The organism is Bradyrhizobium sp. Bra78, assembly GCF_024519855.1.
Lineage (GTDB): Bacteria > Pseudomonadota > Alphaproteobacteria > Rhizobiales > Xanthobacteraceae > Bradyrhizobium > Bradyrhizobium japonicum_G.
The window spans coordinates 92,596-112,608 of record NZ_JALJRE010000014.1; the positions used below are offsets into that span (position 1 = coordinate 92,596).

Below are 20,013 nucleotides of genomic sequence, written 5' to 3' on the forward strand. Positions count from 1 at the left end.
GAGGTGCGTCAGACTCCCACCAACACCGCCACGCCGATGACAATCAGCGCAATGCCGATGATTTCGCGCGGCGCGATCGGCTGCTTGAACGAATAATAAGCCACCGCCTGCGCGAACAGCACCTCGATCAGAGCGAGCGTGCGGACGTTGGCGGCGGCCGTTAGCGCGAACGCTAGGAACCAGAACTGCGAGGCGAAGGCGCCCATGAAGCCGGCCAGCAGCGACGGCTTCCACAATCCCAAAATCGACTGAAGCACCTTTGGTGCGCGCCAGAGCAGATAGATCGTCAGGATCAGCGTCTGTACGAACAGGCCGAGCACCAGCGTGAACGATGCCGCCGTCACGAACGAGACATCAGGCACATTGATGATGGCGCCGCGAAAACCGACCGCAGAAAGCGCGAAGGCTGCAGCCGCGACGAGGCCGGTGATGGTCGGCTTCAGCTCGGCAAAGCTCTTCTCGCCGCCGGGCCGCAGCGCCGTGATGACGACGCCGATGGTCGCGATCACGATCGCGAGCACCTTCAGCCAGGTGAGATGATCACCGAGGAAGACGAAGCCGAAGATCGCGGTCTGGATCGCCTCGGTCTTCAAATAGGCTGTCGTCACCACGAAGGAACGATCGTTCATCGCGAGCAGCATCAGGCCGGTGGCGACGATCTGGCTGAGTGCGCCGAGCAGGAGCCACGGCCAGAACACGGTCGGCGGCGCGTTGAGATGATCGCCGGTCGCCACCAACACCGCAGCCAGAAACAGCAGCGAGAACGGGAAGCCGAACAGGAAGCGGATATTGGTCGCGCCCCAGGTCCCCAGCGGCTTCGTCAGCGACCGCTGCATCGCATTGCGCGCGACCTGACCTAGCGCGGCGACGATTGTGAAGGGAATCCAGAGGTTGGCGACAGTGAGCATGGGTGGGGCTGGAGGCTGCTAATGCGGGAAAGGCACAGCTAACCTGCAAGCTACCGTCTACGCGGTCAACCACACGGGCGTCATGGGAGCGATGCTCTCGCAACACGCAGGCTGTCGTCCCGGCGAAGTCCATGCGCTCGCAGGGACGACAGCGTCTGTGGAGGAGCAGCTCTCACCTCACCCACACCCGCCCCTCACACCATCCGTTCCGCCACGACCATGTAGTTCACGTCCATATCTGACGAGAGCGTCCATTTGTCGGCGAAGGGGCTGTAGACGACGCCGGTCTGCTCGGTGATGACGAGGCGGTTGTCGAGGAGATATTTCGTCAGCTCGTCCGGCGTGACGAACTTGTTCCACTCGTGGGTGCCGCGCGGCAACCAGCGCAGGACATATTCGGCGCCGACGATGGCGAGCGCAAAGCTCTTCCAGTTCCGGTTCAGCGTCGAGACCACCATGAGGCCGTTCGGCTTCAGCATCGCGGCGCAGCGCTTCAGGAAGACGCCGACGTCGACGACGTGCTCGACCACCTCCATCGCCAGCACGATGTCGAAGCGCTCGCGCGGGTCGATCTCCTCCACCGTGGTGCAGCGGTAGTCGATCGCAAGATGGCCCTTGTCGGCATGCAGCTTCGCCGCGGCGATGTTGCTCACTGAGGGATCGACGCCGATGACCTGCGCCCCGAGGCGCGACAGCGGCTCGCACAGCAGGCCGGCGCCGCAGCCGATGTCGAGCACCCGCAGACCGCCAAGGCAATTGAGGCTGCGCACATTGCGCTCGAACTTGCGGCAGGCGGCGTCGCGGATGTAGCCGAGCCGCAGCGGGTTGATCCGGTGCAGCGGCGCCATCTTGCCGTTGGGATTCCACCATTCGGCCGAGAGCTTCGAGAATTTCGCGATCTCGGCGGCGTCGACGGTCGAGCCCGGCTGGGAGGCGGTGGTTGCGGAAGTATCTTGCTGCATGCTCATCGCTGGGCGCGGTCCTACCGCGTGGTGATCGAACTACGGAAGGCGAGGGGTGAGGCGATGGTCGAGATGGTCTCGCGACCTTCGCCAACGCCGTTGATGGTCACGTCGCCGTAGTTGAGAATTCGTCCAAGAATGGTCTGATTGACGTCGACGCTCTCGACCTTGTCCAGCGCCATCTCGAAGGTGCGGCGCTTGATGAATCCGGTCTTGTGCACAACCCTGAGATTGGTGACGTCGGTCTCGGTGGTGAAGCGATGGAACCAGCCCTTCACGGTCCAGTACAGCGCAGCCAGAGCCACCAGGCCGGAGCCGATGAGACAGAGCAGGACCAGCCCCTCGACGGCGGTTTGCCGGGACAAGACGAACAGGACCAGGGCCGCGATCCAGGCCAGGATCGCCGGAAAATAGAAGATCCAGTGCGCATTGGTCGAATACAGCACCTTCTCGCCGGGCTGCAGGATCTCGTCGATATAACGCGCCATGATCTCGGTTAACCCACTACCCCCGCACCCTGCCCCCGCAGGAACCTGCTTGCCCCCGGCCCCGACGCTCTGTATACGCGCGTTCGGAATCCGCGGGACCACGTGGGTCACCATACTGATCCTTAAGAGGGAATGCACGCGTCGTCATGAGCCGCCTCGTGATGAAATTCGGCGGCACGTCCGTCGCCAATATCGACCGTATCCGCAACGTCGCACGCCATGTGAAGCGTGAGGTCGACGCCGGCCATGAAGTGGCTGTGGTCGTCTCCGCGATGTCCGGCAAGACCAACGAGCTGGTGGCCTGGTGCACCGAGGCCTCGCCGATGCACGACGCGCGCGAATATGACGCCGTGGTCGCCTCGGGCGAACAGGTCACTTCCGGCCTGCTCGCCATCGTGCTTCAGGGCATGGGCATCCAGGCCCGTTCCTGGCAGGGCTGGCAGATCCCGATCAAGACCAGCGACGCCCATGCGTCGGCCCGGATCGAGGACATCGACGGCAGCGAGATCATCAAGCGCTTCCAGGAGCGGAAAGAGGTCGCTGTTATCGCCGGCTTCCAGGGCATCAACCCGGAGACCAATCGCATCACCACGCTCGGACGCGGCGGCTCCGATACCTCGGCCGTGGCGATCGCCGCCGCCGTCAAGGCGGACCGCTGCGATATCTACACCGACGTCGATGGTGTCTACACCACCGACCCGCGAATCGTGCCGAAGGCCAAGAGGCTCGACAAGATCGCGTTCGAGGACATGCTGGAACTGGCCTCCCAGGGCGCAAAGGTGCTCCAGGTCCGCTCGGTGGAACTCGGCATGGTCCACAACATGCCGATCTTCGTCCGCTCGAGCTTCGACAAGCCCGAGGATATCGACCCGCATGCCAACCAGCCGCCCGGCACGCTGATCTGCAGCGAGGAGGAGATCATGGAAAGCCACGTCGTCACCGGTATCGCGTTTTCGAAGGACGAGGCCCAGATCTCGGTGCGCCAGATCGAGGACAAGCCCGGCGTTGCGGCCTCGATCTTCGGCCCGCTGGCCGACGCCAACATCAACGTCGACATGATCGTGCAGAACGTCTCCGAGGACGGCAAGACCACCGACCTCACCTTCACGGTGCCGGCCGCCGACTACATCCGCGCCAAGGACACGATTACCGCCGCCAAGGGCACGATCGGCTATGCGCGGCTCGACACCGCCACCGACGTCGCGAAAATCTCGGTGATCGGCAGCGGCATGCGCAGCCATGCCGGCGTCGCCGCCCAGGCGTTCTCGGCCCTCGCGGGGCGGAATATCAACATCCGGGCCATCACAACCTCCGAGATCAAGTTCTCGGTATTGATCGACACCGCCTATACCGAGCTTGCGGTGCGCACCCTGCACACGCTCTACGGTCTCGATCAGGTTTAGACGAATTTTCTCTTAGCGGTCGCAGCAAACGCGAAGGTGTCCACACTTTCGCGTTTGGCAGGCGTTTTGCTTGGCAAAACAAGCCCCAATTCGCTATACGGCGAACAGGGTGGGCTGCCGGAAACTGTGCCCCAGTTCAGGCGGTGCTGATTCGGCTCAGGCAACCGCCGGGGGCCGGCGCCGGACGAGCATATTTGTTGTTTTTCTGGATTTCTGGGCGAGCCGCCGTGGCCCTTTCGGTCCCGGCAGACGGAGGAGATTGACGGTTCATGCGGAGCGCGTCGGGAGGTCCCCGCGTCTTGTTGAGACGGCTCCGCGAAACCATGGCGGAGCAGGTCTCGGCCCAGGAGCGGCTGGACAAGATCGTGGTGCTGATCGCCGCCAACATGGTGGCCGAGGTCTGCTCGGTCTATGTGCTGCGCATCGACAACACGCTCGAGCTCTACGCCACCGAAGGCCTCAACCGCGAGGCGGTGCACCATACCGTGCTGACCGCCCATGAGGGGCTGGTCGGCCTCGTCGCGAGCGAGGCGACGCCGCTCAATCTGAGCGACGCGCAGAGCCATCCGGCCTTCTCGTTCCGCCCCGAGACCGGCGAAGAAATCTACCACTCCTTCCTCGGCGTGCCGGTCCTGCGCGCCGGCAACACGCTCGGCGTGCTGGTGGTGCAGAACCGCGCCAAGCGCAACTATGTCGAGGAGGAGCTCGAGGCGCTGCAGACCACCGCGATGGTGCTGGCGGAGCTGATCGCCTCCGGCGAACTGTCCGCGCTGGCCCAGCCGGGCCAGGAGCCGGCCGCGCGCCATTCGGCGCAGAAGGTCGGTGCCATCCTGTCGGAAGGCATCGCGCTCGGCCATGTCGTGCTGCACGAGCCGCGCGTCGTCATCAAGGACTACATCGCCGAGGACCTGCCGAAGGAGATCAAGCGGCTCGACACCGCGCTCGCCAAGCTGCGCGCCGATCTCGACCGCATGCTGGAGCGCGGCGACGTCGCCGAGGGCGGCGAGCACCGCGAGGTGCTGGAAGCCTACCGCATGTTCGCCAACGACCAGGGCTGGTCGCACAAGCTGCACGAGGCGGTCGCCACCGGCCTCACGGCGGAAGCCGCCGTCGAGCGCGTGCAGTCCGACACCCGCGCACGCATGCTGCGCTCGACCGATCCCTATCTGCGCGACCGGCTGCATGATCTGGAGGATCTCGGCTACCGCCTGATGCGGCAGCTGGTCGGCCAGGATCACGCGCCTTCACGTGAACAATTGCCCGACAATGCCATCGTCATCGCGCGCGCGATGGGCCCGGCGGCGCTGCTCGATTACGACCGCAAGCGCCTGCGCGGCATCGTGCTGGAGGAAGGCACCGCCAACTCCCACGTCTCGATCGTGGCGCGCGCGCTCGGCATCCCCGCGGTCGGCGAAGTCCCGAACGCGCCCGGCATCGCCGATCCCGGCGACGCCATCATCGTCGACGGCACCTCCGGCTCGATCTATGTCCGGCCGTCACAGGAGGTCGAGGCCGCCTTCGCCGAGCGCGTGCGCTTCCGCGCCCGCCGCCAGGCGCAGTATCTGGCGCTGCGCGACCTGCCCTGCGTCACCAGGGACGGCCAGAAGGTCGAGCTGATGATCAACGCCGGTCTTGCGATCGACCTGCCGCACATCGAGGACACCGGCAGCGCCGGCATCGGCCTGTTCCGCACCGAGCTGCAATTCATGGTCGGACAGAGCCTGCCGCGCACCAGCGACCAGCTCGCACTCTATCGTACCGTGCTGGATGCCGCCGGCACCAAGCCCGTCACCTTCCGCACCCTCGACATCGGCGGCGACAAGGCGCTGCCCTATATGGAAGCGGTGATCGAGGAAAACCCCGCGCTCGGATGGCGCGCGATCCGGCTCGGGCTCGACCGTCCCGGCCTGCTCCGCGGCCAGATCCGCGCGCTGCTGCGCGCCGGCGGCGGCCGCGCGCTGCGCATCATGTTCCCGATGATCTCGGAGGTCGCCGAATTCGATTCGGCGAAGGCGCTGGTCGAACGCGAGCTCACCTATCTGCGCCAGCACGGCCACACGCTGCCGGAACGGATCGACATCGGCACCATGGTCGAAGTGCCCGCCCTGCTCTATCAGCTCGACGAGCTCCTGAAGAAGGTCGACTTCATCTCGGTCGGCTCCAACGATCTGTTCCAGTTCCTGTTCGCGGTCGACCGCGGCAACGCGAAAGTCTCCGAGCGCTTCGACACGATGTCGGCGCCGATTTTGCGCGCGCTTCGCGACATCGCGCGCAAGTCGCAGGCCGCGAAGAAATCGCTGTCGCTGTGCGGCGAGATGGCGTCGAAGCCGATCGGCGCGCTGGCGCTGATCGCGATGGGCTACCGCTCGCTGTCGCTTTCGGCGACCGCACTTGGTCCGGTCAAGGCGATGGTGATCGATCTCGACGCGAAGAAGGCCGAAGCGATGCTCGGCCCCTTGCTGGACGCACCCGCCGGGAGCGTCTCGATCCGGCAGAAGCTGACGGAATTTGCCGAGGCCGAAGGCCTGGCGTTGTAGCGGGCCTGCCGCCGCTTCCCGCCGCCTCGCCCTTTTCCGCATTTTGAGACCGAACCGATGTCGTCACTTCCCGAAGCCAAACTGGACATTCTGCTCGCGCATCACGCCTCGCTCGAGGCCGAATCGCTTGGCCAGCTCGCCTCCGAGCGCTATGTGCAGATCACGCGCGAGCTCGCCGAGATCACGCCGCTGATCGAAGCGGTCAAAGCCTATCGCTCCACCGTCAAGGAGCTTGCCGACACCGAGGCGCTGATCGCCGATCCCGCGACCGATGCCGAGATGCGGAGCATGGCGGAGGCCGAGCGCGACGAGCTCAATCCGAAGATCGAAGCGCTGGTCCAGGAGATCCGCGTCGCGCTGCTGCCCAAGGACGCCATGGACGACCGCAACGTGGTGCTGGAAATCCGCGCCGGCACCGGCGGCGACGAAGCCTCGCTGTTCGCCGGCGACCTGTTCCGGATGTATGAGCGCTTCGCCAGCTTGCAGGGCTGGAAGGTCGAGGTGATCTCGGCGAGCGAAGGCACCGTCGGCGGCTACAAGGAGATCATCGCGGAGGTACAGGGCCGCGGCGCGTTCTCCAAGCTGAAGTTCGAATCCGGCGTGCACCGCGTGCAGCGCGTGCCCGACACCGAGACGCAGGGCCGCATCCATACGTCCGCCGCCACCGTCGCCGTGCTGCCGGAGGTCGAGGACGTCGATGTCGACATCAAGAATGACGATCTGCGGATCGAGACCATGCGCGCGCAGGGCGCCGGCGGCCAGCACGTCAACAAGACGGAATCGGCGATCCGCATCACCCACATTCCGACCGGCATCGTGGTGATGATGCAGGACAGCCGCTCGCAGCACAAGAACCGCGCTTCCGCCATGAATATCCTGCGCTCGCGCATCTACGACGCGGAGCAACAACGCCTTGACGCCGCACGCTCCGCCGAGCGCAAGGAGAAGGTCGGCTCCGGCGACCGCAGCGAGCGCATCCGCACCTACAATTTCCCGCAAGGGCGCGTCACCGATCACCGCATCAATCTGACGCTCTACAAGCTGCCGCAGGTGATCGCCGGCGAAGCGCTCGGCGAATTGGTCGACGCGCTGACCACCGAGCACCAGGCGGCGCAGCTCGCTGCCCAAGGCGTGGCGGCATGACGGGCACGTGAGCAATCCCTTCACCGGACTATCGATCGAGAGCGCGCGGCGCGCGCTGGCGGCAAAACTGCGATCGGCACAGCTCGACGACGTCGAGCTCGACGCCCGCATCCTGCTAGGTGCGGCGCTCGGCCTCGATCTGACCGGTCTGATCGCGCAGGGCGCCCGCACCCTCGGCGAAGCCGAGGCGGCGCGGCTCGCGCAGCATGCCGAGCGCCGGATCGCGGGCGAGCCGGTGGCGCGCATTCTCGGCACAGCCGAATTCTGGGGCCTGCCGTTTCGTCTGTCGGAAGCAACGCTGGTGCCGCGTCCCGATACCGAAACCGTGGTCGAGCGCGCGCTCGAGCTGTTTGGCGAGCGGCAAATATCTCATCCGCCGCGAATCGCGGATGTCGGCACCGGGTCGGGCGCCATTCTGCTCGCGCTGCTGCACGAAATTCCCGATGCCTTCGGTGTCGGCACCGATCTCAGCCCGAACGCCCTCGACACCGCGAGGAGCAATGCCGCAGCTCTGGGCCTCGCGGGCCGCGCCGGCTTCGTCGCCTGCTCCTACGCGGCGGCGCTCCGGGGACCGTTCGACCTCATCGTCTCGAACCCGCCCTATATTCCCTCGGCCGAGATTCCGAAACTGAGCGTCGAGGTGCGCGAGCACGATCCACATCTGGCACTCGACGGCGGCAATGACGGCTATGATGCCTATCGCGCCTTGATCCCTCAGGCGAGCGAACGACTGGCCCCCGGCGGAGCGCTGATCGTCGAGGCCGGGCAGGGCCAGGCCCGGAATATTGAAACCTTGATGACGGCTGCCGCGTTGGTTGTGGACAGGCCGCCCAGGGCCGATCTGGCGGGTATCCTGCGGGCGGTTTCGGCCCGAAAAATGCCCCCATAAAAGCCGGATTGGACTGCAAAAAACCTCTTGGAATATCCCTTGGGAACGACTACGTTCCGATCAACACATCGGTGCCGGCCCCGTAGATCTACGGACGAAAGCCGGGCTCTCGGGCGAGAGCTTTACTGATTTAAAGGTTCCAAGCCGCAGGTCCTGTGAAGCGCGATGGCCATTGGAGCTGCGCTGCTCTCCGACCGCAAAGTGAACGAAAGCCTGATATTGCGCTTGAAGACTTACGCAACACAGCTGGGCTTGTTTCGGCAGGCGAAATGAATGGGTTCGCTGGCGATCAATGCTGGCGGGTGGGGAACGCGTCTTTGTTGAACGCGACGGTCGACGAACATCGGCAGGGATCAATTCCGCGCTCGCGCGCGGTGCGCGCAAGCGGTGTGAACCGCTGTCATCGGGTCACTCCTAGCAATCAGTAATGCGTGCAACCTTTAGGGCTGGAATTAAAGGCAGGACATGAGAAACGGTCAGAACAAGCAGCGGATGCGCAACCGCAACAACAACAATAACAACAATAATAATAACAACCGACGCGGCCAGAACCCGATGACCCGGGTCTACGAGTCCAACGGACCCGACATCAAGATCCGCGGCACGGCTTCGCATATTGCTGAAAAATATCTGCAGCTCGCGCGCGACGCGCGCTCGTCAGGCGATCCCGTTGCGGCCGAGAATTACTACCAGCACGCCGAGCATTATTTCCGCCTGATCGCGACGGCCCAGGAACAGTTCCGCCAGAATCAGCAGCCGCGCGGCGACGAGCCGATCAGCAACAACAGCGGCGACGACGGCGAGGACGACGGCGAGAATTTCTCGAATTTCGGCCAGGAGCCGGGTTTCGTCCCGCAGCCGCCGCCGCAGCAGCAACCCTTCATGCGCGACCGCGACGGCCAGCGCGATCATCACCAGCGTGACCATCAGCCTCGCGAAAACCAGCCCTATCAGCGCGAGAACCAGCAGCCGCGCGAGCACCGTGAACGTGAGCACCGTCCGCAGCCGCAATACCAGCCCCAGCCTCAGCCGCTCCCGCTGAACCAGCCGCAGCCCGTCGTTGCCGACGCCGGCAGCGTCGACCGTCTGCCCTCCTTCATCACCGGCCCGCAGCCGCAAGTGAATGGTGGCGCGAATGTCCCGGGCGCCTTCGAAGGCGGTGGTGCCGGTGAACGCTTTCCGCGGCGGCGCCGCCGGCCGCATGGCCCGCGCCCCGAGCGCGAAGCTGCTCCGGCCGCATCGAGCGACGAAGTGGCCGGCGAGTAGGCTGCAACGCCGTCGCCAGACTGAACCAGATATCCTGAACTGAATCGTCCCGGCCTCGCCGGGACGATTTGTTTTCAGCCGCGCGTCGCCGTCGTCGAGGACGGCACCAGCACCGGCTTGGCCAGCGAGGGAATCAACCGCGCCCGCTCGCGCTTGGCGGGGATGGCGCGGTAGACCTGCTTGGTGGCCTCGACGATGTGCACGCCGGCGAAGGGCAGCGACAGCGCCGCACCGGCGCGCTCCCACATCTGCGCGGATCTCAGCACCCAGCCGCCGGCATAAGGCGGCATGAAAAGCGCCTCGCCCCAGGCGGTCGGGGTGAACCAGGTCTGGCGCAAAAGGTCGGTGATCTGCGAGCGCGAATAGGGGCGGCCGTGACCGAACGGCGTGCTGTCGGTGCGGGTCCACACCCCGCGCCGGTTCGGGATGACCGCGATCACGCGGCCGGATGGCGACAGCACGCGCCACACCTCGCGCAGCAGCGCGGCTGGATCGTCCGACATTTCCAGCGCGTGAATCAGAAGAATGCGATCCACCGCAGCGTCAGGGAGCGGCAGCGAGAACTCATCCACCAGCGAGGCCAGCGCCGGCCGTCCCGTCGGCCATTTCAAGACCCCCTGCGCCGAGGGCATGAAGGCGATGCAGCGCTCGGCATCTTCGCGGAACAGGCCGAGATAGGGCGTGGGATAGCCGATGCCGAGCACGCGCTGGCCCCCGGCACGCGGCCAGCGTTCCCTGATGCCGCGATTGATCATTTGCCGCGCCACGATCCCGAGGCGGCGGGAGTAGAATTCGCGGAGGTCGACGACATCAATGGTCATGACGGCAATGTAACATGCACGAGGCAGCTCCCGCGCGCGGAATATTGCATTGCCTGCGCAACGTTAAGGCCATATTTGTCTGGCGGGGCTGAGCCCGATGGAGATGACATGGCCGCCGAAATTCGTACTTTCAACTGTTTAAACGACAATTTCGGTTATCTGATCCACGATGTGGAAACCAAGGCGACGGCGTCGATCGACGCTCCGGAGGCCGGTCCCATCCTGAAGGCGCTGGAGCGCGAGGGCTGGCAACTCACCGACATCCTGATCACCCATCATCATGGCGATCATGTCGGCGGCGTCGCCGAACTCAAGCAGAAATACAATTGCCGCGTCGTCGCGCCGCACGACAAGACGACGAAGATCGCAGACGTCGACCTGCGCGTCGCCAATGCCGAAATCGTCAAGGTCGGCAGCCTGCTGGGGCGCGTCCTGGAGACGCCGGGCCACACGCTCGACCACATCTCCTACGTGTTCGACACCGAGAAGACGGTGTTCGCCGCCGACACGCTGTTCTCGATCGGCTGCGGCCGCGTGTTCGAGGGCACCTATCCGATGATGTGGGATTCGCTTTTGAAGCTGCGTGCCCTGCCCGACGACTTCAAGCTCTATTGCGGCCATGAATACACGGCGTCCAACGTCAAATTCGCGCTCACCGTCGACCCCGACAATGCGGCGCTCCAGGCGCGCGCGGCGGAGGTGGCGAAGCTGCGGGCCGAGAACAGGCCGACCATTCCCTCACTGCTTGGTGACGAGAAGCGAGCAAACGTGTTCCTGCGTGCTGACGAACCCTCGGTCGCAGCCAGGCTGCACATGAAGGGTGCGGATGCCGCCGCGGTGTTCGGCGAGCTGCGCGAGCGCAAAAACAAATCCTGACGGGGATCGATGCCGACCGCAGCCGAGATCATCGCGCGCCTCGAACTCCGCCCGCATCCCGAAGGCGGGCATTACCGCGAGACGTTTCGCGACCAGGCCGCGGACGCCAATGGCCGGTCGCGCTCGACCCTCATTTACTTCCTGCTTGCGCGCGACGAACGTTCGCAGTGGCATCGCATCGATGCGGTCGAGATCTGGCACTATTACGCCGGCAGCCCGCTGACGCTGCGCATCGCCCATGAGGGCTGCTCGCAGCACGAGGTGAGGCTCGGCACCGACCTCGTGAACGGCGAGCGGCCGCAGGGAATCGTGCCGGCGAATGCCTGGCAGATGGCGGAGACCACCGGGGAATGGACGCTGGTCGGCTGCACCGTGGCGCCGGCGTTCGAGTTCGCGAAATTCGAACTCGCGCCGAAGGGCTGGGAGCCTTAAACCAAATTGTCGTTCCGGGCCGCGCGGAGCGCGAACCCGGCATGACAGTTACCGCTTCCGCAGCACCATGTCCTTCGCCGCGATCAGGCCGCCGCCGGCGATCAGGACCGCGGCAATGGCGATGTTGGCGCTGGCTTTCGCGAAACCGGCAGCGATGAGGAAGCCGGTTGAGAGCAGCGGCGTCGCGTAGGAGGCTGCGCCGAGCACGCGGATGTCACCGCGCTTCATGCCGATGTCCCAGGCGTAGAATGCCGCACCGACAGGGCCGATGCCGAGCGCGATGACGGAAAGCCATTGCAGCGTGGTCTCCGGCCACACGGTGGTTTCCAGTGCGGCATGCATCAGCGCGGCCAGCGCGGCCGTGGCAAGGCAGAATCCCGCGACCGCATCCGTCGGCACCGCCTTGAGCCGGCGCGACAGCACAGAATAGGCCGCCCAGACGAACGCCGCGACGAACGCGGCAATCAGTCCCGGCATCTGGCCCGGCGCGAAGCCGGAGGTGCTTCCGGCGAACAGCAGCACGGTGCCGACGAGACCGAGCACCGCGCCGATGATGTGATGTATGGCAAGCCGCTCGCCCGGCAGGAACGACGAGAACAGCACGATCAGCAGCGGCCACATGTAATTCAAAAGGCCGGCTTCGGCCGGCGGCGCAAAGCGCAGCGCCAGGAAATAGAGCGCGTGATAGCCGAACAGGCCGCCGACGCCGACAATCCACACGACCAGCGGCTGAACCAGGCTCTTGGCCGCATCGCCGCGACCGATCCAGGTGAGGAGGCCGACGAGTCCGCCGATCGCGAACGTCATCGCGGCGAGCTGGAACGCCGGGATCTTTCCGGTCGCCACCGTCATCACTGACAGCAGCGACCACATCAGGATCGCGGTCAATCCGATCAGCGTCGCGGTGCGGGGAGTCATCAATCAAAAGGCTCTGAGGACGTTTATGCCCGGCACGAGGCCGGGCATTTTCGTCTTCACTATCGCCTTGTCGCGCCCGAAGCTACAGGCATTTGGCTCAAAGGATTTGAGCCAAGAGAACTGGCGCCACTTCAGGCCTGATATTGGCCGCCATTGATGGTCAGCGTCGAGCCGGTGATGAAGCCGGCCTCGTCGGCGGCCAGGAACACGACCGCGCGCGCGATCTCTTCCGGTTCGCCGAGCCGGTTGACCGGGATCTGCGGGATCACGTTCTTTTCCAGGACGTCCTTGGGCACTGCCTGCACCATTTCGGTGTTGATGTAGCCGGGGCAGATCGCATTGACGGTGATGCCGCCCTTGGCGTTCTCGAGTGCGAGCGCCTTGGTGAAGCCGATGTCACCGGCCTTCGCCGCCGAATAGTTGACCTGGCCGAACTGTCCCTTCTGGCCGTTGATCGACGAGATAGAGATGATCCGGCCGAATTTGCGGGCACGCATGCCTTCGATCACCGGGCGCGTCATGTTGAACAGCGAACCGAGATTGGTATTGATGACCGCGTTCCACTGCTCGAGCGTCATCTTGTGGAAAGCGGTGTCGCGGGTGATGCCGGCATTGTTGACGAGCACGTCGATCGGGCCGACCTCGGCCTCGACCTTCTTCACGCCCTCGGCGCAGGCGTCGAAACTGCTGACGTCCCATTTGTAGACGGCAATGCCGGTCTCGGCCTTGAACTTCTCCGCCGCCGCATCGTTGCCGGCGTAGCTCGCCGCAACCTTGTATCCCGCCGCCTTCAGCGCCTTGCTGATCGCCGCTCCGATGCCCCGCGTACCACCCGTGACCAATGCAACACGTGCCATGTCGTATTCCTTCCCTTGGACTCTTCGGACGTTTCTGAGTGATCGTTTTTAGATGCGGATTATGCGGGACGTTTGACGGACATCAAGAACAAAACGCCCGGCGTTGAGCCGGGCGTTTCTCTTTAGTCGAGGCGTGCACGGTTGCGAAGAATATTTGATTTGCAACCGCCGCCTTTTTAATCGCGTGCAATGCACTCACCATGTGTGCAGCGCACGCGCAGATTACGCGTCAGCTCTCTCAGTCGCGTGCCAGACACATTGCGATACCCATGCCGCCGCCGATGCACAGCGTGGCGAGGCCCTTCTTCGAATCGCGCTTCTGCATCTCGTGCAGCAGCGTCACCAGCACACGCGCGCCGGAGGCGCCGACCGGATGGCCGATCGCGATCGCGCCGCCATTGACGTTGACCTTGGAGGTATCCCAGCCGAGGTCCTTGTTGACGGCGCAGGCCTGCGCCGCGAAGGCTTCGTTGGCCTCGATCAGGTCGAGGTCACCGACATTCCAGCCGGCCTTCTTCAGCGCGGCGCGCGAGGCCGGGATCGGGCCGGAGCCCATGATCTTCGGATCGACGCCGGCCTGAGCCCACGACACGATGCGCGCGAGCGGCTTCTTGCCTTCCTTGGCAGCCTGCTTTGCGGTCATCAGCACCACGGCGGCAGCGCCGTCATTGATGCCGGAAGCAGAGCCCGCGGTGACCGTGCCTTCCTTCTCGAAAGCGGGACGGAGCTTCGCCATCGCATCTAACGTGGCGCCGTGGCGCGGATATTCATCGGCGCTGACGACGACATCGCCCTTGCGGCCCTTGATGGTGACGGGGACGATCTCGTCGTTGAACTTGCCGGCCTTCTGCGCAGCTTCGGCCTTCTGCTGCGAGGCGACCGCGAACTCGTCCTGCTGGGCGCGGGTGATCTGCCACTGGCGCGCGACGTTCTCGGCGGTGTTGCCCATATGGTATCCGTTGAAGGCATCCCACAGGCCGTCCTTGATCATGGTGTCGATGAACTCGACCGGGCCCATCTTGACGCCGCCGCGCAGGTACTGGGCGTGCGGAGCCATGCTCATGGATTCCTGGCCGCCGGCGACGACGATCTCGGAATCTCCGTTGAGCAGCGCCTGATAGCCGAGTGCAACGGTGCGCAGGCCCGAGCCGCAAAGCTGGTTCACGCCCCAGGCCGGGCTCTCCACCGGAATGCCGGCGGCGATCGAGGCCTGGCGGGCCGGGTTCTGGCCTTGGGCAGCGGTCAGGATCTGGCCCATGATGACTTCGGAGACCCGGCCAGGCTCGATGCCACCACGCTCCAGCGCGGCCTTGATGGCGATGGCGCCGAGGTCATGGGCGGGAAGGGTCGCGAACGCTCCGTTGAAGCTTCCGACCGGGGTGCGGGCGGCGCTGACGATGACGACATCGTCTGACATGGGCAACTCCTGGGGTTGAATGGGGGCAGACGGGGCTGGGAAAAGGCTCGCCAGTCTCGAACGGCATCCTGTTAACGTCGTTGAGGCATGTCAATCGGCTGGTGACCGAATTGATGCCGCAGCGCATTCAAAATAGCGTTCTTGGCGCTTTCGCAAGCAAGATTTTGCTCCGCAATTAACCGTGGCGCACAAAACGGTAGCGTGACCCCTTTGAAAATGCTTATTTTGTTGCGTTGCGTACTCTTCCCGCCCTGCGGCATAGCCCGCCGGGTTCCCGTTCTCCGCGTTGCAAGTGAGAGCCCATGGCGAAATCAGACCAACCCACCACCATCAAGAAATACGCGAACCGACGGCTCTATAACACCGGAACGAGCACCTATGTGACGCTGGAAGACCTCGCCGCCATGGTCAAGGACGGCGAAGATTTCCTCGTCTACGACGCCAAGACCGGCGACGACATCACCCGCTCCGTGCTCGCCCAGATCATCTTCGAGCAGGAAAACAAGGCCGGGCAGAACCTGCTCCCGACCACGTTCCTGCGCCAGCTGATCCGCTTCTACGGCGACAGCATGCAGATGGTGGTGCCGAAATATCTGGAGCAGGCAATCGCGTCGCTGACCCAGGAGCAGGAAAAGTTCCGCAAGCAGATCGCCAACTCACTCTCCGGAACCCCGTTTGCGCCGCTGGAAGAACAGGTCCGCCGCAACATGGAGCTGTTCCAGCAGACCTTCTCGATGTTCAAGCCGTTTGTCCCCACGGCAGGCCGCCCGGCGGCGACCACCACCGAGCCCGAATCCGATGCGAGCGCGGAGCCGGCCAAGGACACCAACATCGACGACTTGCGCCAGCAGATGAAGGACATGCAGGAACGCCTCGAGCGCATGTCGAAAAAGGACGAGTAGGTCTTTCGTTCGCACCGGCGCGCCCGCATGCAGCGGGTGCGCAAACGACCGATTGATCGTGGCGTCCTCATTTATGCGCCGCCGTCCCGGCCATGGCCGGAGCCCCCATGTCTGACCGCACCACGCACTGGGACACCGTCTACGCCACCAAGGGTGAAGCCGAGGTCAGCTGGTTTCAGGACAGCCCGGCGATTTCGCTCGAGATGATACGCGCGGCCAATCCGGACCATGACGCCGTCATCATCGACATCGGCGGCGGCGCGTCGCGGCTCGTGGACGCGCTCCTGCAGGACGGATACCGCACTCTCGCGGTACTGGACCTCTCCGCCAACGCGCTCCAGAAAGCGAAGACGCGAATCGGCCAGGCCGCCTCAACGGTCGACTGGATCGTTGCCGACGCCACGGCATGGCGACCGACGAAGACCTACGACGTCTGGCACGATCGCGCCGCGTTTCACTTCCTGACGGATCCGCGCGACAGGGCGGCTTATGTCGAACGCCTGCGGTCGGCGATCGCACCGGGCGGACACGTCATCATCGCCACGTTCGCACTCGACGGTCCGGAGAAATGCAGCGGCTTGCCGGTGCAGCGCCACGACAGCGCAAGCCTCTCAGCCGAGCTCGGGCGGGATTTCGAGCTGGTGGAGGTGCGGAGCGAGATTCACCACACACCGTGGCAATCGACGCAGGCGTTTCAGTTCAGCCGGTTTACGCGACGGCGCGCATAAGCGCGCGTCGAAGGACGGAGAGGGCTCTGGCTACGCCGCCAGCTTCACCGCATGCGCAAAGTCCCAATAGAGTTTTCGCGCCTTGGTGTAGAACGGGCCTGGCTTCAGCTCACGATCGTCGATGCGAATCACCGGCGCGACCTTGGCGAAATTGCCGGACGAGAAGATCTCGTCGGCGGCAAGGAAATCCGCATAGCGCAGGGTCTTCTCGACGACGGTAATTCCGTCGCCGCGAAGCAGACTGATGACACGCTGGCGTGTGATGCCGTTCAGGAAGGTGCCGTTCGGGACCGGCGTGTAGACCACGCCGTCCTTGGCCATGAACACGTTGGAATTGCCGAACTCCGCGACATTGCCGAGCATGTCGAGCATCAGCGCGTTCTGGAAGCCGCGCGAGGCGGCTTCGGCCAGCGCGCGCGAATTGTTCGGATAGAGACAGGCGGCCTTGGCATCGACCGGGGCGCATTCGGCCGTGGGCCTTCGGAACGGCGACAGCGTGATGGCGTTGCCGACGGGCTTCGGCATCGGTGCCTCGTAGGTGCACAGGCACCAATTGGTGGTCTCGGCGTCGAACAGCACGCCGCCGCCCGAGCCGTTCTGCGCCCAGTACATCGGACGGACGTAAAGTTCGGCATTGGCCGCGAAGCGCGCGATTCCTTCGTTTGCCAGTGCCAGCCAGGTGCCGGTGTCGACCACCGGCTTCAAACCAAAATTGATCGCAGACTGATTGGCGCGGGCGAGGTGACGGTCGAGATCGGGCGCCACGCCCTCGAACGCGCGGGCGCCGTCGAACACGACCGAACCGAGCCAGGCCGCATGCGTGCGCGGGCCCATGATCGGCACGTTGCCGTCATGCCATTTGCCCTCGAAGAAGGTCCAGCTCGGCGAATATTCGATGGGCTTTTTGATCTCGGCCATGACCGGCCTCCCCTTGGCGTGGTGCCGTAATATAGCAACACATTGGTCGTAAATTCTAAATGATTCCCTGCGGAAAGATGGTGAGTTACCCTCTTCCACAAGGGGAGAAGGAACATGCCGCTCGATCCGCTCGCAAAGCGCTTGTTGACCATGATGGCCGCGGCCGCGCCGCAGGCGCGGAGCCGGCCGAGCGTGGAGGCACGGCGCCAGTCACTGGCAAAGCTGATGCAGTTCGCGTGCGCCGATGCCCCGGATGTGGTGAGGTCCGATGGCCTCCTTCCCGGTCCAGGCGGCGAACTGTCCTACCGCCTCTATGCGCCTGCAAGCGCCGGTGCGCGCGTGCCCGGCTTCGTATTCTTCCATGGCGGCGGCCTCGTTGCCGGCAGCATTGCCACGCATGATCGGATCGCGGCGGCGCTGGCGCATGCGACCGGCTGCCGCCTCGTCTCGGTCGATTACCGGCTCGCGCCCGAGCACAAATTCCCCGCCGCCGTGGACGATGCCGTCGCCGCCACCGAATGGGTGGCGCGCGAGGCCTCGTCGCTCGGCATCGACGCCGAACGTCTGGTGCTCGGCGGCGATTCCGCCGGTGCAACGCTCGCTGCGATCGTGTGCCAGGAGGCGGCGCAGAGCGCCGGTCTTTCCATCGTCGCGCAATGCCTGATTTGCCCGGTGCTGGATTTCGAGGAGACATCACCCTCGCGCGAAGAATTCGCCGAAGGCCATCTGATCGACCGCATCACGATCGAGGCCGATCTCGCCGACTATCTGGCCGGCGACATCGACACCGCCAATCCGCGCGTTTCACCGCTTCGCGCAACGCGGCTTGCAGGTCTGCCGACGGCCATCATCCACACCGCCGAATTCGACCCGATGCGCGACGAGGGCAACGCCTATGCACGCAAGCTGCTCGCCGCGGGCGTCGCCGTCGAGCATGTCTGCCACGACGGCATGGTTCACAATTTCCACGCGATGGGCGCCATCCTGCCGCAGGCGCAGCTCGTGCTGTCGCAGATCGGTGAGCAGGTGCGGCGGGCGGTGGGGGAGTAATAGCGCAGATCACACGCGCGCATCGAGCACGGCCCTGGCTGCCACGACATAGTCCGGCCAGTGCGCATCCGCGTAGCGTTCAGCTTGCCGCGCACACGTGACATCGGGCGCATGCGCGACGGCAATCACGCGCGCGAAGCGCTCTTCGGCCACCGTCACGTCGTCAGGCGCGGGCGACGGAACAGCGGCGGCCACAGCGGTCGGAGCAACAGCGAGCCCAGCCAGGCCAGTGAGCAGGATGCGGCGCGACGTGTTCATGGCTGTTGTCCTTCCATTGTCCAGCGTGCACTCTGGCCGGCGAGTGTGTCAGTGCGATCACCACAGGGTAACCGTGCACATCCGTGCCGTCCATCGCCTGCGGATAGCGCTTGACCTCACCAGCGATCAGGTTCCATCTAGCGACGGTTCCGCCATCAATCGGATTGCTCCGTGGCCCAGCACAGCCAATTGCATAGCCTGGCTTTGCGCGCTGTCGCGCTGGGGCTGCCTTGTCTGACGATTTTTGCCAGCGCCGCCTCCGCCTCCGACGACGACGCTCCGGCAAAACCGTCCGTTCCAAACATCTATCTCGATCTGCGAACGATCTATGCGACGATTCCTGCTGGCACGCTCGGGCTCGGCTTCGGCAGCACGTCATTGTCGGCTGCGTTCGAAGCGCTGGCGTCACGCCGGGGCGCGAGCTTGCCGAATGGTCTGCCGGCCGCGAAATCGATCGCCGTCGACCTGCCCCTGACCGTCGACGTCAACGACCGCGTCTCGCTCTATGGCGGCGTCTCGGGCTCGACGACGGACATCGGCGGCGGCTGGTCGGCGTTCGACGTCACGAGCTGGAACATCGGCGTGCAGGCCGACCTCTATCAGCAGAACGGCGGCACGATCCCGACGATCACGCTGCAATCCACCCTGACGCAGTCGGTGCCGAACGAGCAGGGCATGACGAACTCGTTCAACAACATCCTGGAGTTCGATTACGCGCTGGACGTGGACGAGACGCGGGGCTGGCTCGCCGGCGTACAATACACCACCACGAACGTCGCCAGCCAGATCGCCAGCATCCGGCCGAATACGATCCTCTATGCCGGCGGCTATTATCAATGGCCGAGCAACTGGAAATTCACGGGCCGGCTCGGCGTGCAGTCATTCGGCGGCGCACAGCTCGGGGGCCGCAGCCTGGCGGAGCCCTTCACCCAGCCGATCCTGCGGCTCGACCTCGACCGCATGGACGACAATGACAACCGCCTGTTCGGCATCACCGCGCAGATCGCCTGGATGCCAAAGCCGTCCTACCAGGTGACGCTGCGCACGCCGCTCTACGCGGTGCGCAACTGACCGCGATCGTGGTGGATTTTCGGTGAAGCGGGGCTGCCGCATTTTCACGAATATCGGCGCAACGGCTGCTACCGCTCATCGTTGAGAACGAAGGGCTTTTCGTGTTCGTCGCCGCCCTGCCACGACGCCTGCTGCGTGAACCAATTGTTAGCCCTCCCGCACGATCGCC

General features: G+C 64.7%; 20 protein-coding genes. 11 read left to right on the forward strand and 9 right to left on the reverse strand.

The window, feature by feature from the left end; translation table 11 throughout:
• Positions 1-8: 8 nt before the first annotated feature.
• From OC450_RS27435 to OC450_RS27445, 3 genes are all read right to left on the reverse strand, one after another.
• Entirely contained in the window at positions 9-908 is a 900-nt protein-coding gene (locus OC450_RS27435; protein ID WP_211386121.1) for an EamA family transporter, read from the reverse strand.
• 194 nt (positions 909-1,102) lie between these two features.
• Positions 1,103-1,876 carry a bifunctional 2-polyprenyl-6-hydroxyphenol methylase/3-demethylubiquinol 3-O-methyltransferase UbiG gene (gene ubiG, locus OC450_RS27440; RefSeq protein ID WP_211386120.1) on the reverse strand — a complete coding sequence of 258 codons (774 nt, stop codon included), beginning with the start codon at positions 1,874-1,876 and terminating at the stop codon, positions 1,103-1,105.
• Positions 1,877-1,890: 14 nt separating this feature from the next.
• A complete protein-coding gene (locus OC450_RS27445) occupies positions 1,891-2,358 on the reverse strand; it encodes a PH domain-containing protein (RefSeq protein ID WP_211386119.1) in 468 nt (155 codons plus the stop codon).
• Between the two features lie 146 nt (positions 2,359-2,504).
• Here OC450_RS27445 and OC450_RS27450 point away from each other — a divergent pair, with 146 nt between their 5' ends.
• From OC450_RS27450 to OC450_RS27470, 5 genes are all read left to right on the forward strand, one after another.
• Complete coding sequence (locus tag OC450_RS27450) at positions 2,505-3,761, forward strand: aspartate kinase (protein WP_262049009.1); 1,257 nt, start codon at positions 2,505-2,507, stop codon at positions 3,759-3,761.
• A 269-nt stretch (positions 3,762-4,030) separates the two neighbouring features.
• Positions 4,031-6,298, forward strand: a complete 2,268-nt coding sequence (ptsP, locus tag OC450_RS27455; RefSeq protein WP_262049010.1) for a phosphoenolpyruvate--protein phosphotransferase — start codon at positions 4,031-4,033, stop codon at positions 6,296-6,298.
• Positions 6,299-6,355: 57 nt separating this feature from the next.
• Positions 6,356-7,441, forward strand: a complete 1,086-nt coding sequence (gene prfA, locus OC450_RS27460; protein WP_262049011.1) for a peptide chain release factor 1 — start codon at positions 6,356-6,358, stop codon at positions 7,439-7,441.
• 7 nt (positions 7,442-7,448) lie between these two features.
• Positions 7,449-8,330 carry a peptide chain release factor N(5)-glutamine methyltransferase gene (gene prmC, locus OC450_RS27465; protein WP_211386115.1) on the forward strand — a complete coding sequence of 294 codons (882 nt, stop codon included), beginning with the start codon at positions 7,449-7,451 and terminating at the stop codon, positions 8,328-8,330.
• Positions 8,331-8,795: 465 nt separating this feature from the next.
• On the forward strand, positions 8,796-9,596 hold the full coding sequence (locus tag OC450_RS27470) for a DUF4167 domain-containing protein (protein ID WP_262049012.1): 801 nt from the start codon (positions 8,796-8,798) through the stop codon (positions 9,594-9,596).
• Between the two features lie 74 nt (positions 9,597-9,670).
• Here the strand turns inward: OC450_RS27470 and OC450_RS27475 are convergent, their stop codons facing one another.
• Positions 9,671-10,417: a methyltransferase domain-containing protein gene (locus OC450_RS27475; protein WP_211386113.1), complete on the reverse strand. Its 747-nt coding sequence runs from the start codon at positions 10,415-10,417 to the stop codon at positions 9,671-9,673.
• A 108-nt stretch (positions 10,418-10,525) separates the two neighbouring features.
• On the opposite strand from OC450_RS27475, the gene gloB reads away from it, so the two are divergent.
• Entirely contained in the window at positions 10,526-11,293 is a 768-nt protein-coding gene (gene gloB / locus OC450_RS27480; protein ID WP_256805456.1) for a hydroxyacylglutathione hydrolase, read from the forward strand.
• Between the two features lie 9 nt (positions 11,294-11,302).
• On the forward strand, positions 11,303-11,725 hold the full coding sequence (locus OC450_RS27485) for a cupin domain-containing protein (RefSeq protein WP_256805453.1): 423 nt from the start codon (positions 11,303-11,305) through the stop codon (positions 11,723-11,725).
• A gap of 48 nt (positions 11,726-11,773) precedes the next feature.
• Here OC450_RS27485 and OC450_RS27490 read toward each other — a convergent pair whose 3' ends face one another.
• The 3 genes from OC450_RS27490 to OC450_RS27500 all read right to left on the reverse strand — a co-directional run bounded on the left by OC450_RS27490 (position 11,774) and on the right by OC450_RS27500 (position 14,917).
• Positions 11,774-12,643: a DMT family transporter gene (locus OC450_RS27490; RefSeq protein ID WP_256805452.1), complete on the reverse strand. Its 870-nt coding sequence runs from the start codon at positions 12,641-12,643 to the stop codon at positions 11,774-11,776.
• A 131-nt stretch (positions 12,644-12,774) separates the two neighbouring features.
• Positions 12,775-13,500: an acetoacetyl-CoA reductase gene (gene phbB / locus OC450_RS27495; RefSeq protein ID WP_027515120.1), complete on the reverse strand. Its 726-nt coding sequence runs from the start codon at positions 13,498-13,500 to the stop codon at positions 12,775-12,777.
• Between the two features lie 238 nt (positions 13,501-13,738).
• Positions 13,739-14,917, reverse strand: a complete 1,179-nt coding sequence (locus OC450_RS27500; protein WP_211386109.1) for an acetyl-CoA C-acetyltransferase — start codon at positions 14,915-14,917, stop codon at positions 13,739-13,741.
• A gap of 302 nt (positions 14,918-15,219) precedes the next feature.
• On the opposite strand from OC450_RS27500, the gene phaR reads away from it, so the two are divergent.
• Together phaR and OC450_RS27510 are read left to right on the forward strand one after the other, a co-directional pair.
• On the forward strand, positions 15,220-15,819 hold the full coding sequence (gene phaR, locus OC450_RS27505) for a polyhydroxyalkanoate synthesis repressor PhaR (RefSeq protein WP_211386108.1): 600 nt from the start codon (positions 15,220-15,222) through the stop codon (positions 15,817-15,819).
• A gap of 107 nt (positions 15,820-15,926) precedes the next feature.
• Positions 15,927-16,547 carry a class I SAM-dependent methyltransferase gene (locus OC450_RS27510; RefSeq protein ID WP_256805448.1) on the forward strand — a complete coding sequence of 207 codons (621 nt, stop codon included), beginning with the start codon at positions 15,927-15,929 and terminating at the stop codon, positions 16,545-16,547.
• 30 nt (positions 16,548-16,577) lie between these two features.
• On the opposite strand, the gene OC450_RS27515 is transcribed toward OC450_RS27510, so the two are convergent.
• On the reverse strand, positions 16,578-17,465 hold the full coding sequence (locus OC450_RS27515) for a branched-chain amino acid aminotransferase (protein WP_256805446.1): 888 nt from the start codon (positions 17,463-17,465) through the stop codon (positions 16,578-16,580).
• Between the two features lie 114 nt (positions 17,466-17,579).
• Between OC450_RS27515 and OC450_RS27520 the strand changes: the two genes are divergently transcribed.
• Positions 17,580-18,515 carry an alpha/beta hydrolase gene (locus OC450_RS27520; protein ID WP_262049013.1) on the forward strand — a complete coding sequence of 312 codons (936 nt, stop codon included), beginning with the start codon at positions 17,580-17,582 and terminating at the stop codon, positions 18,513-18,515.
• A gap of 9 nt (positions 18,516-18,524) precedes the next feature.
• Here OC450_RS27520 and OC450_RS27525 read toward each other — a convergent pair whose 3' ends face one another.
• Positions 18,525-18,773 carry a hypothetical protein gene (locus OC450_RS27525; RefSeq protein WP_211386104.1) on the reverse strand — a complete coding sequence of 83 codons (249 nt, stop codon included), beginning with the start codon at positions 18,771-18,773 and terminating at the stop codon, positions 18,525-18,527.
• Positions 18,774-18,977: 204 nt separating this feature from the next.
• Between OC450_RS27525 and OC450_RS27530 the strand changes: the two genes are divergently transcribed.
• Positions 18,978-19,844, forward strand: coding sequence for a hypothetical protein (locus OC450_RS27530; protein WP_262049046.1), 867 nt, complete (start codon positions 18,978-18,980; stop codon positions 19,842-19,844).
• Positions 19,845-20,013: the final 169 nt, after the last annotated feature.

Bases quoted from the DNA above. Each gene is read 5' to 3' on its own strand.
- OC450_RS27525 (WP_211386104.1), bottom strand. From the start codon at position 18,773: ATGAACACGTCGCGCCGCATCCTGCTCACTGGCCTGGCTGGGCTCGCT.
- ubiG (WP_211386120.1), bottom strand. From the start codon at position 1,876: ATGAGCATGCAGCAAGATACTTCCGCAACCACCGCCTCCCAGCCGGGC.
- OC450_RS27490 (WP_256805452.1), bottom strand. From the start codon at position 12,643: ATGACTCCCCGCACCGCGACGCTGATCGGATTGACCGCGATCCTGATG.
- OC450_RS27520 (WP_262049013.1), top strand. From the start codon at position 17,580: ATGCCGCTCGATCCGCTCGCAAAGCGCTTGTTGACCATGATGGCCGCG.
- OC450_RS27475 (WP_211386113.1), bottom strand. From the start codon at position 10,417: ATGACCATTGATGTCGTCGACCTCCGCGAATTCTACTCCCGCCGCCTC.
- OC450_RS27435 (WP_211386121.1), bottom strand. From the start codon at position 908: ATGCTCACTGTCGCCAACCTCTGGATTCCCTTCACAATCGTCGCCGCG.
- OC450_RS27450 (WP_262049009.1), top strand. From the start codon at position 2,505: ATGAGCCGCCTCGTGATGAAATTCGGCGGCACGTCCGTCGCCAATATC.
- ptsP (WP_262049010.1), top strand. From the start codon at position 4,031: ATGCGGAGCGCGTCGGGAGGTCCCCGCGTCTTGTTGAGACGGCTCCGC.
- OC450_RS27510 (WP_256805448.1), top strand. From the start codon at position 15,927: ATGTCTGACCGCACCACGCACTGGGACACCGTCTACGCCACCAAGGGT.
- phbB (WP_027515120.1), bottom strand. From the start codon at position 13,500: ATGGCACGTGTTGCATTGGTCACGGGTGGTACGCGGGGCATCGGAGCG.
- phaR (WP_211386108.1), top strand. From the start codon at position 15,220: ATGGCGAAATCAGACCAACCCACCACCATCAAGAAATACGCGAACCGA.
- OC450_RS27445 (WP_211386119.1), bottom strand. From the start codon at position 2,358: ATGGCGCGTTATATCGACGAGATCCTGCAGCCCGGCGAGAAGGTGCTG.
- OC450_RS27515 (WP_256805446.1), bottom strand. From the start codon at position 17,465: ATGGCCGAGATCAAAAAGCCCATCGAATATTCGCCGAGCTGGACCTTC.
- gloB (WP_256805456.1), top strand. From the start codon at position 10,526: ATGGCCGCCGAAATTCGTACTTTCAACTGTTTAAACGACAATTTCGGT.
- prfA (WP_262049011.1), top strand. From the start codon at position 6,356: ATGTCGTCACTTCCCGAAGCCAAACTGGACATTCTGCTCGCGCATCAC.
- OC450_RS27500 (WP_211386109.1), bottom strand. From the start codon at position 14,917: ATGTCAGACGATGTCGTCATCGTCAGCGCCGCCCGCACCCCGGTCGGA.
- OC450_RS27470 (WP_262049012.1), top strand. From the start codon at position 8,796: ATGAGAAACGGTCAGAACAAGCAGCGGATGCGCAACCGCAACAACAAC.
- OC450_RS27485 (WP_256805453.1), top strand. From the start codon at position 11,303: ATGCCGACCGCAGCCGAGATCATCGCGCGCCTCGAACTCCGCCCGCAT.